We start from the raw sequence: 13600 nt of genomic DNA on the forward strand, positions 1-13600 counted from the left end.
AAAAGATAAAAAAACAGAAGGAGATCGCGACATGCAAGCAGGTATTTTTGTTAAAGATAAAGTAGTACTGGTAACAGGCGCAGGCGGCGGCATTGGTCGCGACTTTGCATTGGCACTGGGCCGTGAAGGTGCGAAGGTCGTCGTGAATGACCTCGGTGCAACCGTTAAAGGCGAGGGCCGTGACTTGTCACGTGCAATATCGGTAGTCGACGAGATTGTTGCCGCTGGCGGCGAGGCCATTGCCAACGGTGACAGCGTTGCCGATTGGGACGGTGCGAATGCCATGGTGCAGCAGGCGGTGGATACCTACGGCAAGATTGACTGCGTCATCAATAACGCTGGTATTTTGCGTGATAAGTTTTTCTTCAACATGAGCAAGGAAGAATGGCTCGCGGTCATTGACGTTCATCTAAATGGACCATTTTTTGTATCGCGCGCCGCGGCACCGTATTTCAAAAGCCAGCAGTCGGGTTCTTATATTCATATGGTGTCAACCTCGGGCCTGATCGGCAATCTTGGCCAAGCAAATTATTCTGCAGCCAAGCTAGGTCTGGCTGCACTGTCTAAATCGATAGCCATGGATATGGCAAGGTTTAATGTGCGCTCCAATTGCATTGCTCCCTTCGCGTGGAGCCGCATGATCGATGGAATGCCAACTGAGACAGAGGAACAGAAGGCACGCGTAGCGCGGTTGCAGCGCATGGATACCGCAAAGATTGCACCACTGGCTGTCTATCTGGCCAGCGATGATGCCGTCGATGTGTCGGGTCAGGTGTTTGCGGTGCGTGCGAACGAGATATTTCTCATGAGCCAAAGTCGTCCGTTGCGATCCATGCACACCGAAGAAGGCTGGACGCCACAGACGCTCGCCGACCGCGTGATCCCGGCAATGCGTCCAAGCTTTTATAAGCTGGACCGTTCGCAAGATGTGTTCGATTGGGACCCGGTCTGAAAGTGAGTTGTCATGGCGATCAACGTTGATTTCGTAAAAAATTGGTCCTCGCCAGTGGTGCGGCAGACTTACTCGGAAAAGGACGCCATCCTGTATGCGTTGGCATTAGGGTATGGCAGCCAGCCGAATAGTCCTGACGAGCTACGGTTTGTGTATGAAAAAGGGATGCAGGCGGTTCCTACTTTGGCAACGACGTTGTGTTATCCAGGCTTTTGGATCACCGATCCCCGCACCGGTATCGATGCCTCAAAAGCGGTGCATGGCGAACACAAAGTCATTTTTCATGCGCCGCTTCCTGCAAAAGGAAACGTCCGTGGCCAAAGCCGCGTCGTTGATTTGATTGATAAGGGGCCGGAAAAAGGTGCCTTACTTATCTTTGAGCGTGATATTTATAACGATGATACCGGTGTTCTTTTAGCGTCTATTGAGCATCGGACGGTGTGTCGGGCGGATGGTGGATTTTCGACAAATTCAGCCAATTTGCACAGTCCCGTAGCATCTGCGCCTTCGCCATTGTCGAAGTCACCTGCCACCGCTCCATGGCTGCAACGTGACGCCGATTATTCCGTCGACATTGCCTCATTACCACAGGCTTCATTGATTTATAGGCTTAGTGCAGACCCGAATCCGCTACATGCTGACCCGCAAGCTGCACGCGCAGCCGGGTTCTCGCGTCCCATAATGCATGGGCTTTGCACGTATGGAATCGTAGCCAGAGCGATCATGGCCGTCTGTTGCGAAAACAATGCGGATGCCTTAAAGACACTCGGAATTCGGTTTCTGGCACCGGTTTTTCCCGGAGAAACAATTCGTACTGAAATATGGAAAGACAGTGACGTTTTGCATTATCGCTGTCTTCTACCTGATCGCAATACAATCGTGATCGCTACAGGCACGGCTGACATAGCTTGAGCGAGCCAGCGTAGACTAACGAAGCAGAATGAATGCGGATTTGTCCCGGACCGGTTTGATTCGTTGATCTGGCCTCAGGCAGCAGCCTGATGCCAGATATCGGTCAGATCGCCCCATCCAGCTTTAAGTCCTCGCATTCCTGCTCTGTCAATCCAAGTACGTCACGAAGAACTTCAGCGTTGTGCTCACCGAGCTTGGGCGGATCGCGGCGATACGTCGGCGGCGTGCGTGACATCCGGATAGGGCTCGCTATCGCACGCACCTGACGGCCATCCGTCGTGCTAAGGTCGCGCACCATCTCGCGGGCGATGACCTGTGGATTAGCAAAAACCTGTTTTAAATTATTGATCGGACTTGCCGGAACACCGGCTGCATCCAGCAAGGCCTGGCATTCTGCCATTGTGCGTTTGGCCATTGCTGCGGAAACCAGTCCGGATAGGATATTTGCGTTGCGCATACGCAATTCGTTTCTGCAGAAACGGGGATCTTCGGCCACACCCGGCATTTCCATTGCCTTACAAAAGTTTCGAAACTGCCCATCGTTTCCTACAATTAGCATCAGGTCCCCATCACTGCAGGCGAAGCTATCACTCGGGTACACCGATGCCAGTCGATTGCCGGCACGTTGTGGCACATCGCCAGTGGCCAGGTAGTTCATGCCGAGATTAGACAGCGCCGAAACCTGTACATCGAGTAGTGACATGTCGATGTATTGACCCAGGCCAGAACTATGGCGCTCGTTCAGGGCCGCCAAAATGGCGACGGAAGAATACAAGGCGGTCATCAGGTCTGAGACCGCCACACCAGCCTTACGCGGGCCAGCGCCCGGCGTGCCGTCCGGATTGCCGGTCAGGCTCATCAATCCGCCCATAGCCTGCACGATGGTGTCATATCCGGGCCGCGCACTATACGGGCCGGTCTGACCGAAGCCAGTGATGGAGCAGTAGATAAGTTTGGGATTAATCTTTGACAGAGCGGCATATCCTAAGCCGTAACGCTCCAGCGTGCCAACCTTATAATTTTCAATGAGTACATCACTTTCGGCTGCAAGGCGTGCAATCAGCTTACGGCCGCTTTGCGTGGCGAGATTGATGCCGATGGAGCGTTTGCCGCGATTGCAGGACCAGAAATAAGCCGATTCATCGAGTGGTGTCTGCGGCGCACCTGCCACAAAAGGAGGTGCCCATTGGCGCGAGTCGTCGCCGCTGTCAGGACGCTCGACCTTGATCACATCCGCGCCGAGGTCGGCCAGCACCTGCGCCGACAACGGTCCTGCCAAAACCCGTGACAGATCCAGGACGCGCACGCCATCAAGCGCGCCTTTAGCACCGGTGGAGGAATTTTCAGCTTGCTTCATGCTTGCCTTTGCTCGAAGAACTTATAGATGGACCAATTGCCGTCGCAGACCAAAGGCTTAAAAAGGGGTGGGTACTTGATGCAGGCGACCATTAAGCTCGTTGACAATGCATCAGCAGTCGTCGTTTAGCTGCTTATTTAGCGACCTGATGATGGCTTTTTCCACACTGGTTTGCGTTTCTCTACAAATGCAGACAGGCCTTCTTTCGCATCGTCGGTGCCAAAGACGGTACAGGCGAGATTCACCGCTGCCGCCACGCCTTGTCGGTAATCGCCATCAATGGCGCGGGTGAACGCGGTTTTCCCGAGCTTCATCAGCTCTGGTGATTTGTCCGCCAACACCTTTGCCAGCTTGCGTGCTTCGTTTAGTAAATCAGCGGCCGGAGCAATGCGGCTAACCAAGCCCAGTTGCAAGGCTTCCTGTGCATCAAACGATCTACCGGTGAACAGCAGATCGAATGCACGATAGCGTCCCACCAGCCGGTGCAAATGGGTGTAGTGGACAGCGGGTAGCAACCCGATATCCAATTCCGGATAGCCAAAGGTGGCAGTATCCGCTGCAACAATCATGTCGCAGGTGATCGCCACGGACATGCCACCGCCGCGCGTCGTACCCGCAATCGCCGCAATCGATGGCTTGCCCAGATTGAACTGTACATCGCACAACTCGACGTAAAGCTTTTGCACCGCTTCATGAAATTGCGTCGGAGAACTTCTCAGGAAATCACCCAAATCCTGACCAGCGCAAAACCGTCCGGGTATGGCACTACCAATGATGACAGCCCGCACTTCGCTGTCTTGTCCCGCCTGCCTGAGCATTGCCAGAAAACTGTCCATCAATTCCCGCGTAATGGCATTGACCGGCGGATTATTGAACAGAATCTCGGCAATGTTATCCCGAACCTCGTATTGAATGACTGACATGGCTGATTTCCTTTACGTGCGAGAACCGGGATTCAGGTGGAATCGTCTAGTAGCTCTGTGCCGTGATGCGAAATGATAAGTTTAGCGTGACCATGCAACAAGTCAAATAATGCGAAGCATTATTAAACTTAACTAATGAGTCGGGGAAGTCTTTTAGCTCTAAAACGGTGTCTCCGGCTTGCTGATGATGCGCTCTCAAACGCCGATATTGAAAACATAAAAACTGAACAATGCTTCAGATTATTTTATTTGTTTTCGTAAAGGGACGGCAGTAATATTTTGGCACAGGACTCACTGCATCCCAATCGCACTGCGGAATTGGTCCAGAAAACTATAAAAATGAGAAAGGAGACGCTATGTTATGTTCCGCTCGGCTCGCCCGGCATCTTGTGATTCCAGCCCTTTTAGCAAGCGCTTCCGTGAGGCATTCGTCTGCCGTTGCTGCCACTGCGTTTGCCGCGTACCGCAGCTGATATGGAATTATCGCAACTTTTTAATGTGGTTCAGTTGGGTAATGCGCTCGCGCTGTCATCATTGTTGACGATCCTGGCCAGCGGCCTCGCATTGATCTTCGGTTTGCGTGACGTGATGAATTTCGCCCACGGTGCGCTGTACATGCTTGGTGCTTACCTCGGCTACACATTCTCGGGCTTGTTCGGTTTTTGGGTTGCACTCTTGATTGTTCCGATTCTACTGGCGCTGGTGGGACTAGCATTTGAGTATGGTGTCATGCGCGCATTTAAAAATCGTTCGCAGATGGAGGTGGCGCTAGTCACTTTTGGTCTGGCCCTGATCCTGGTCAAGCTGGTGACGCGCATCTGGGGTACTTCACCACTGTCGGTACAAGCACCACTATCACTGTCGAAGGCCATCGACCTTTTCGGTCATCCTTATCCGGCTTATAGAATATTCCTGATTGTGGTGGGATTTGGTACGTGTCTGGCACTGGCTATTTGGCTTAAGTGGACCCGCTCGGGCATGCATGTGCGTGCCGTCAGTCAGCAACCACTGGTTGCTCGCATGATGGGCGTCAATACTGATCGTCTTGGACTCGTTGTGGTATGCCTCGGTACCGGCTTTGCCGGACTGGCTGGCGTGCTGGCCGGACCTTATCTTTCGGTCGATCCCAGTATGGGCGCGAACGTGCTGATCAGTTGTCTGATTATCGTCGTTATCGGCGGGCTAGGCAGTATTGGTGGTGCAATCGCTGCGGCTGTGGTGTATGGATTTATCCAGGTCATCGGCGCGGTCATCTCACCGACACTGGCTGTGCTAGCGCCTTACCTACTGCTATTTTTTGTGTTGCTATGCCGCCCGCAGGGGTTTGGACGAGGAAGGGTCGCATGACGCGCTCAACACCAACATTGGGCGTCGAGGTTAAATTGCCAGCGATCGCCCCGCGCAATACGCTATCCGGATCGCTGAAGGCGGCTTTGATCGTGACGGCACTTGTCATCCTGGGCTTGTTCATTCCCTCGCTCGTCAGCAGCAGCTTTTATCTGGGGCTGATGATCAATACAATCGTGTTGGGAGTTGCCGCGATATCGATTGGATTTCTGGCCCATCAATGCGGGCTCATCATGTTTGGCGCTGCGGGTTTCACCGGCGGCGCTACGTACTTGTTCGGCATTGCAGTGACACAGTTCGGATGGAACGTCACGGCGGCCGCAGTATTTTGTCTGCTTGCAGCTACGCTATTGAGTGTGCTGATCGGTGCATTAGTGGTGCGTGCCCGACCGTTGCCTTTTGCGATGCTGACGCTAGCGCTGGCGCAAATGCTGCGCTCTCTTGTCATGCTGACCGATTTCAGATCCGTCACGGGTGGTGACGATGGACTCACGATGCAATGGGACGGATTGTTCTTTGGCCTGAATCAGGCGCAGCTTTCCCGACCGAGCACTTTCTGGCCGGTGGCATGGCTCGCCTTGTGCGGCGTCATGTTGCTGGCATGGGTGGTCGGTCGCTCGCGCACCGGACAAATCTTGCGCGCAACCCGCGCTAACGAAGAGCGCATGCGGTTTTCTGGCTTCAACACTTACTTGCCACGTGTATTCGCCTTCGCTCTGGCTGGCTTTATTGCTTCCGTTTCCGGTTTGCTGATGGCCTTGAATATGGCTTTTGCATCGCCCGAGCTGCTTGACTTTGCAACCGGTAGCAATACGCTGGTTGCCATGCTTGTCGGTGGCTCAGCCACCGTTGGTGGTCCGGTGTTGGGCGCATTACTCTTTGTAGTTGGACAGGATCGCTTTGGCGCGAGCGGTAACCTTGAGTTACTGACCGGTATAAGCGTAGTGCTGGTTATCGCTGCTTTCCCCGAAGGGATGATGGGATTTATTCGCCGCGGCTTACGTCGCATTACAGGACGCCATCATGTTGCGCATTGAAGATCTCGGCGTTTCTTATGGCAGTGTCAAGGCGCTCGAAGGTATCAACCTCGACATCGCCCAGCGTGGCGTGCTACATGGAATAATCGGCCCCAACGGTGCTGGCAAATCCACGCTGATGGACGCCATCACTGGCCGCTGCAAGTTGACGCGCGGACGCGTATTTGTTGACGGGCAGGATATCACTGACCGCTCCGTCATCTGGCGTCGTCGTCTTGGTATGTCACGCTCATTTCAGCGCACCAGCATCTTTCCCGGCATCAGCGTAGGTGAGCAACTGGAACTGGTAAGCAAGCAACTCTGTGAGACCGACTTGCGCGGCATCGTTGACACGCTTCAGTTGGGCGCAGTCTACGACCAGATCGCTGACAGCATTGCCTACGGCGACCAACGTCGGGTGGATATCGCGCTAGCCCTAATTGGCAAGCCAAGTCTGATGTTGCTCGACGAACCCGCCGCTGGTCTGTCAACTGCCGAGACCATCATATTATTCGAACATCTGGTCAAGATAGTACGGGAGCGAAATGTCACGGCCGTAGTGGTCGAGCACGACGTGGATGCCGTGTTCCGATTTTGCGATTCCATCACCGCGATTGACCTCGGCAGATTGCTGGCGACCGGCTCACCTGCCGAAGTGCGTGCCGATCCACGTGTCATCACCGCCTACCTTGGAACCGAAGCATGAAATCAAATCCGATGATCAGCACGGCTTTCAGGCCGATCCGGCCAGTCCACCGGAGCCCGGCATGAGCTTTATCCGGGTTAGGGGCCTCCGCGCAGGCTACGGCAAATCAGTCGTGCTGCGGGATATTGATCTCGATATTGACGAGGGCGAGGCAGTGGCCGTAGTGGGGAAAAACGGTGCAGGCAAGTCGACCTTACTCATGTCATTTTTTGGCGCTACTACGATCAGTGGCGGCTCCATTGAGGTCGGCGGAAGTCTGCTCAACAAGCTCCCGGCATACGCAGCGGCCAAGCAGGGCGTCACGATTTCACCGCAAGGTCGCATGATCCTCCCGCATCTGACAGTAGGTGAAAATTTATTGCTTGGCGCAGCCTGCGGGCGCAAGGGACATTGGACTGTTGAGACGGTCAACCGCCTGTTTCCAATATTGCAGGAGCGACGCGACAAGATGGGCAACGCGCTTAGCGGCGGCCAGCAACAGATGTTAGCGGTGGGCCGTGCCCTGCTGGGCAACCCGCGCGTGTTGTTGCTGGATGAACCTTCTGAAGGTTTATCGCCAGTGCTGGTGGACGATCTGGCACGGGTATTCAACCAGATTTGCGCCGCTGGGACTGGCATCCTGATGGTTGAGCAACACCTGAATCTGGTACGGCGGATTAGCCAGCGCTTCGTGGTGATGGCTAAGGGCGAAATCATTGATCGTGGTCAGACCGACAATATTGACTCGGCGCAGCACAGCGCTGCGCTGGCTTTTTAACTAAAAAAAATGGGGACAACGATGATAAAAAAGCTGTTGGCAATAGTGGTTGCCACGACGGTGATGCAAGGCAGCGTGTTAGCGCAGGAGAGCATCAAGGTCGGATTGGTCAATATCGACTCCGGCCCATTCACCGTTTTGGCACCGTTCGTGCAGGATGGTGCCACGTTTGCCATTGAAACGCTGAATGCGCAGGGCGGCGTACTCGGTCGCAAATACGCGTTGATCACCCAGAATCACGTCGGTACACCTGCCGCAGCGATTGCTGCCGTCAATCGGCTGGTAGAGCAGCAAGGCGTTACGTTTATAGCAGGTTTGAGCAGTTCCAGCACGTCGCTCGGTCTGGCGCCCAAGTTGGCATCCATGAATGCCCTATTTCTGGATACAACCGCTGCCGCGGATGACCTGACAGGAAAAAATTGCCAGCCTAATTATTTTCGCATTGGCGTCAGTGACGGTTACTACATCAAAGGCTTCCGCACCTTGCTCAAGGAGAGCGGCACTAAATCGTGGGATTTGCTCATGGGCGATTACGCGCTCGGTCACGACTATGCCAAACGGTTTTCGGCATTGGTGCAGGAAAAAGGCGGTTCGGTTCAAAAAACACTATTCCCGTCCATGACAGCGCCCGACGTGGGCAGTTATATCTCCCAATTACTGGTCAAGCCGGCCGATGGCCTGATGGTGGTCTATCCGGGAACCGGCGGCATTACGCTGGCCAAGCAACAACAACCGTTCGGCCTGTTTTCCAAGTACAAGTCTGTGCTATCGGTGTATTCCACCAACGACACAATCATCAGCGCCCAAGGCGATACAACGGCTGGCATGGTGTCCACGCAAAGCTATTACTGGTCCATGCCAGGCAGTCGGAATGCGGCTTTCGTCAAGGCGTTCGAGGCACGTTTCAAGCGCAAACCGACCTATCTTGATGCGGACGCTTACATGTCATTTGAAGTCCTGAACGCCGCTATTGCCAAGGCAAAGTCAACCGATTTGGTGGCGGTTCGCACGGCGCTGGCTGGCTTGAAAATGATGTCCATCGTGGGTGATGTCGAAATGCGTGCCGCCGATCATCAACTGTTGCGTCCGCTGGTAGTGGTGCAGGCAGTAAAAGCAGGTGAGGGCAAGGGCGACTTCGTCCTGAAGTCAGTCGAGCCGGTAGCGCAAGCGGCACCCGAGGCAAGCAGCGAATGCAAGATGTAGGAATGCAAAATGACGCACGTGGCCGCAACGCGACCACGCTGTATTTTCTACTTAACAAGGAGACGCAAACATGATAAGAAAAATGTTGGTAATTGCAGCGACAGCAATGGTGATGGTGCAGGGCAGCGCCTTTGCGCAAGAGACAATCAAACTTGGCCTGATTAATTTTGACGCCGGACCATTCGCGGTGTTTGCGCCGTTCGTCAAGGATGGCGCGACGCTTGCGGTGGAAACGCTCAATGCGCAGGGCGGTGCACTTGGACGCAAATATGAACTGGTCACCCAGTATCATTCAGGCGCACCGGCTACCGCAATTGCGGCCGCCACGCGCCTCGCCGAGCAGCAGGGTGTGTCTTTTATCGCTGGGCTGAGTAGTTCAAGCACGTCACTTGCGCTGTCTCCAAAGTTATCGGCCATGAACGTGCTGTTCCTCGACTCCACTGCCGCATCGGATGATCTGACCGGCAAGAATTGTCAGAAAAATTATTTCCGCGTCGGGCTCAATGACACCACCTTCATCAACGGCGTGCGCGCCCTGTTAAAAGATAGCGGAACAAAATCCTGGGATCTTTTCATGGGCGACTACGCACTAGGCCATGATTACGCCAAACGCTTTACCGCGCTGGTGCAAGAAAACGGCGGTACTGTCCAGAAAACCCTGTTTGTTTCCCCATCCGTGGCCGACGTTGGCAGCTACATCTCTCAACTACTTGTTAAGCCTGCCGATGGCTTGATGGTGCTGGCACCGGGCACGGCTGGCATAGTTCTGGCAAAGCAGCAGCAACCATTCGGTTTATTTGCTAAGTACAAATCGGTATTTTCGGTATTTTCCACCAATGAAACCATCATCGCCGCGCAAGGGGATGCCACTGCCGGCATGTTGACGCCGCAAAGCTACTTCTGGTCCATGCCGGGAGCACGCAATGCTGCCTTCGTGAAGGCCTTCGAAGCCCGTTTCAATCGTAAACCGACCTTTGTTGATGCCGATACCTACCTTTCTTTCGAACTGTTAAACCAAGCCATACTCAAGGCAAAGTCCACCGACGTCGCCGCCGTGAGGACAGCACTGGCTGGCCTAAAAGCCGCCACTATCGCGGGCGATGTCGAGATGCGGGCAGCGGATCACCAGCTTCTGCGTTCTCTCGTCATCACGCAGGCCACCAAGGTGGGCGACGGCAAGGGCGACTTGACGCTCAAATCGGTGGAATCAATGGCAAAGATCAGTCCCGAACTGAATACCGAATGCAAGATGTAAATTTTCAGGCGGTTGTTTCACTCCGCTGCCCTGAGTTTCAAATGATTACCCTCTCACCTGGTAACTAAAAATGGCCAATTTTTCATCAACTACAGCTTCCATCCTGCCCCGCCCTCGCTTCATCGAGACCTTGGCAGAAAAGCGCTTGTTCATCGACGGTCGCTGGGTGGCCGCACAATCAGGGCAGACCTTTCCCACTACCGACCCCGCCACTGGCGAGCTGTTGGCAAATATTGCAGATGGTGGCGCAGCCGATATTGAGGCTGCGGTGATCGCAGCGCGGCAGGCTTTTGAAGGGGCATGGGGTAAAACCAAACCGATCGAACGACAACGATTGCTGTTGCGTCTGGCGGATCTGGTAGAGCGTGAATACGCCCAATTTGCGCTGCTCGACACATTAGAAATGGGCATGCCGATTACGCGTAGCACTGCGGGTCAGCAGCGCGTGCTAGGCATGATTCGCTTTTACGCCGGACTTGCCACGGCCATTCATGGTCAGACTATCCAAAATTCGATACCCGGCGCAGTCCTGTCGTACACCGTCAAAGAACCGGTGGGCGTTGTGGGTGCCATCATTCCTTGGAATGGCCCCTTAAGTCAGGCCATCTGGAAGGTCGCGCCGGCGCTGGCAACTGGCTGCACCGTGGTTCTCAAGCCAGCGGAGCAGGCTTGCTTGTCTTCCCTGTTGCTGGCAGAGCTGATCGCGGAGGCTGGATTCCCACCGGGCGCATTTAATGTTGTCACCGGCGCTGGTGAAGCGGGTGCGGCGTTGGCTGCCCATCCCGGCGTCGACAAAGTTGCTTTCACCGGTTCGACCGAAACCGGACAGGCGATCGTGCGGGCATCGGCAGGGAACCTTAAACGCTTATCGCTCGAACTTGGCGGTAAGTCGCCCAACATTGTGTTCGCCGATGCCGATCTTGATGCCGCAGTTATCGGTGCGGCGAATGCGGTTTTCACCAACTGTGGTCAGATTTGCGTCGCTGGCACCCGCTTGTTTGTAGAGCGAAAAATTTACGATGAGTTTATCCATCGGGTCGCGGATATCGGTCGCAAGATGGTCGTCGGAATGCCGCAGGATCGCGCGACCGAAATGGGACCGCTGGCATCGACCCAGCAGCTGGAGCGGGTAATGCGTTACATCGACAGTGGTATTGCAGCGGGCGCCAACCCGATTGTCGGCGGTGCGCGCGCACTGGATGGCGCATTGTCCAACGGTTGCTTCGTGCAGCCGACTGTGTTTGCTAACGCCAAAGACGATATGCAAATCGTTCGCGAGGAAATCTTCGGGCCTGTTGTCAGCGCCATGCCTTTTGACGATATCGAAGAAGTAATCCGGCGTTCAAATAACACACCGTATGGTCTTGGTGCTGGTGTATGGACCCGCGATCTCAGCAAGGCCCATCGGATGGCGGCAGCGCTGCAAGCTGGCACAGTCTGGGTGAATTGCTATCTGCAACTGGATGCCGCGATTCCTTTTGGCGGTTACAAGATGAGTGGCTACGGACGTGAATCAGGCACTGAGCATCTCGACTACTACCTGAGCACCAAGTCGGTAGTGATCAGAACGGACTGAGCCTCTCCATGCAGACCTTGCGTGTTGGTGGAAAAAATGATTCAACGATCAGATCAATCTGCTCGTTGAATCGATTGACGATAAGCGTAAAAATAAAACGAAACCCGTGAAATGACCGATAACAACGCAGAATCAGGTGATGCCATGAATAGCTACCAAATCGTTGAATGGGGCAAACCGCTCCAGTTGCGCCTGCGCGAAAAGCCAGAGCCGCAAGGGGAAGAAGTCCTGGTAAAGATAGCGGCAGCGGGCGTTTGCCATAGTGACTTGCATATACGCGACGGGTTTTTTGACCTCGGAGGAGGGCGACGCCTGACCGCCGAGCAGTTCGGCTCAAAATTGCCATTGACGCTAGGGCACGAAATGGCCGGTACGGTCGCGGCACTCGGCCCCCAAGCGGTAGGCCCGGAAGTCGGAACGCCAGTCGTGGTCTATCCGTGGATAGGCTGCGGGGTTTGCACCGCTTGCCTTGAAGAACGCGATACCGATTGCGAGGCGCAACGCAGTCTGGGAACGCGCCGCGACGGCGGTTTTGCCGAGTACGTCATCGTACCGAAGGGCAGATATGTCGTGCCAACCGGCAATGTCGATCTCAAACTGGCATCCACCTTCGCCTGCTCGGGCCTGACCGCATACGGCGCTCTCAAAAAAATGCCGCACATGTCAGCCAATGATCGCCTGTTGATCATCGGTGCGGGTGGCTTGGGATTGGCATCGATTGCGATTGCGCCTTTAGTGACGGACGCCGTGCTGGTCGTCGCCGATCTTGATCCAATCAAGCTGGCGGCGGCAACGCAACAAGGCGCGCAGCTTGTATTCGATACCCGCACACCCGAGGCCGCCGCCGCCCTCAAACTGGCAGCCGGAGGACCGATTCGCGGGATCATCGATTTTGTCGGATCAAGGGAAACCGCGGAGCTGGCAATGGCCGTCGCAGTCAAAGGCACGGTGATTGTTATTGTCGGGATGATGGGCGGCAGTCTTGAGATTCCGCTGGCGCTGCTGTCCCCGCGCAACCTTACCATCCGTGGTTCTCACGTCGGGACGCTGGACGAATTGAAAGCGCTGCTGCAATTTGCGCAAGAAGGTCGATTGCCCGCGATACCAGTAACAACCCGACCCATGAGCGAGATCAACGAGATTTTAGATGATCTGGAGGCGCGTCGTTTTGTTGGGCGTGTGGTGACGGTGCCTTGAAGGGGGTTGTTGCGCCGGGTGCATACACAAATGCAGCGCGTCGCAAGAAGCGCTGTTATGGTTTGTTTCGCCACTTAGCCAGGCGGGCGTTGCATTCGAATTGAGGCAGCCGTGCGCCCGAGGCCAGCATCGCGTCTAAGCCATTTGCAGCCTGTCTGGCGGATATGATTAGATGTTCTACAAGACGGTCAAGTAGCCAGAGCGCGCCATATACCTGCAAACCGTCTTGCTGAGCTTGTCGTCGCAATTGCCCATCGCCAGTCAGCAAGGGGCGACCTGTGTCTTTCGCCAGAAGGTAACACGACACGTCAGCCAGTGAACTGTTGTTTTGTTCGATGTTGAGCTCAGACAAACGTGAGATGAGCGCACTGTCCAGCACTTCTATTTGAAGGCCTTGCT

General features: G+C 54.8%; 13 protein-coding genes. 10 read left to right on the forward strand and 3 right to left on the reverse strand.

Annotated elements, in window-relative coordinates; translation table 11 throughout:
- Positions 1–31: 31 nt before the first annotated feature.
- Together RGU75_RS07755 and RGU75_RS07760 are read left to right on the forward strand one after the other, a co-directional pair.
- Positions 32–952: an SDR family NAD(P)-dependent oxidoreductase gene (locus RGU75_RS07755; RefSeq protein ID WP_322234623.1), complete on the forward strand. Its 921-nt coding sequence runs from the start codon at positions 32–34 to the stop codon at positions 950–952.
- Positions 953–964: 12 nt separating this feature from the next.
- Complete coding sequence (locus tag RGU75_RS07760) at positions 965–1864, forward strand: MaoC/PaaZ C-terminal domain-containing protein (RefSeq protein WP_322234625.1); 900 nt, start codon at positions 965–967, stop codon at positions 1862–1864.
- A 103-nt stretch (positions 1865–1967) separates the two neighbouring features.
- Here the strand turns inward: RGU75_RS07760 and RGU75_RS07765 are convergent, their stop codons facing one another.
- Both RGU75_RS07765 and RGU75_RS07770 read right to left on the reverse strand, forming a co-directional pair.
- On the reverse strand, positions 1968–3221 hold the full coding sequence (locus tag RGU75_RS07765) for a CaiB/BaiF CoA-transferase family protein (RefSeq protein ID WP_322234627.1): 1254 nt from the start codon (positions 3219–3221) through the stop codon (positions 1968–1970).
- A gap of 137 nt (positions 3222–3358) precedes the next feature.
- The gene (locus RGU75_RS07770) at positions 3359–4144 is read right to left on the reverse strand and encodes an enoyl-CoA hydratase/isomerase family protein (protein ID WP_322234629.1); all 786 of its coding nucleotides are present in this window, start codon (positions 4142–4144) and stop codon (positions 3359–3361) included.
- Positions 4145–4618: 474 nt separating this feature from the next.
- Here RGU75_RS07770 and RGU75_RS07775 point away from each other — a divergent pair, with 474 nt between their 5' ends.
- The 8 genes from RGU75_RS07775 to RGU75_RS07810 all read left to right on the forward strand — a co-directional run bounded on the left by RGU75_RS07775 (position 4619) and on the right by RGU75_RS07810 (position 13201).
- Complete coding sequence (locus RGU75_RS07775) at positions 4619–5491, forward strand: branched-chain amino acid ABC transporter permease (protein ID WP_322234631.1); 873 nt, start codon at positions 4619–4621, stop codon at positions 5489–5491.
- The gene (locus RGU75_RS07780; protein WP_322234633.1) at positions 5488–6528 is read left to right on the forward strand and encodes a branched-chain amino acid ABC transporter permease; all 1041 of its coding nucleotides are present in this window, start codon (positions 5488–5490) and stop codon (positions 6526–6528) included. Before RGU75_RS07775 ends, RGU75_RS07780 begins: the two co-directional genes overlap by 4 nt.
- The gene (locus RGU75_RS07785) at positions 6515–7213 is read left to right on the forward strand and encodes an ABC transporter ATP-binding protein (RefSeq protein ID WP_322234636.1); all 699 of its coding nucleotides are present in this window, start codon (positions 6515–6517) and stop codon (positions 7211–7213) included. Before RGU75_RS07780 ends, RGU75_RS07785 begins: the two co-directional genes overlap by 14 nt.
- Complete coding sequence (locus RGU75_RS07790; RefSeq protein WP_322234638.1) at positions 7179–7970, forward strand: ABC transporter ATP-binding protein; 792 nt, start codon at positions 7179–7181, stop codon at positions 7968–7970. The genes RGU75_RS07785 and RGU75_RS07790 overlap by 35 nt, the downstream gene beginning before the upstream one ends.
- Positions 7971–7991: 21 nt before the next feature.
- Entirely contained in the window at positions 7992–9173 is a 1182-nt protein-coding gene (locus RGU75_RS07795; protein ID WP_322234640.1) for an ABC transporter substrate-binding protein, read from the forward strand.
- A gap of 70 nt (positions 9174–9243) precedes the next feature.
- Positions 9244–10428 (forward strand): ABC transporter substrate-binding protein, encoded by a 1185-nt coding sequence (locus RGU75_RS07800; RefSeq protein ID WP_322234642.1) that lies wholly within the window; start codon positions 9244–9246, stop codon positions 10426–10428.
- Between the two features lie 70 nt (positions 10429–10498).
- On the forward strand, positions 10499–12004 hold the full coding sequence (locus RGU75_RS07805) for an aldehyde dehydrogenase family protein (protein WP_322234644.1): 1506 nt from the start codon (positions 10499–10501) through the stop codon (positions 12002–12004).
- A gap of 111 nt (positions 12005–12115) precedes the next feature.
- Positions 12116–13201 (forward strand): alcohol dehydrogenase, encoded by a 1086-nt coding sequence (locus RGU75_RS07810; protein WP_322234646.1) that lies wholly within the window; start codon positions 12116–12118, stop codon positions 13199–13201.
- 55 nt (positions 13202–13256) lie between these two features.
- Here RGU75_RS07810 and RGU75_RS07815 read toward each other — a convergent pair whose 3' ends face one another.
- Entirely contained in the window at positions 13257–13580 is a 324-nt protein-coding gene (locus RGU75_RS07815) for a hypothetical protein (RefSeq protein ID WP_322234648.1), read from the reverse strand.
- Positions 13581–13600 lie beyond the last annotated feature (20 nt).

Source organism: Glaciimonas sp. CA11.2 (genome assembly GCF_034314045.1).
Classification (GTDB): domain Bacteria; phylum Pseudomonadota; class Gammaproteobacteria; order Burkholderiales; family Burkholderiaceae_D; genus Glaciimonas.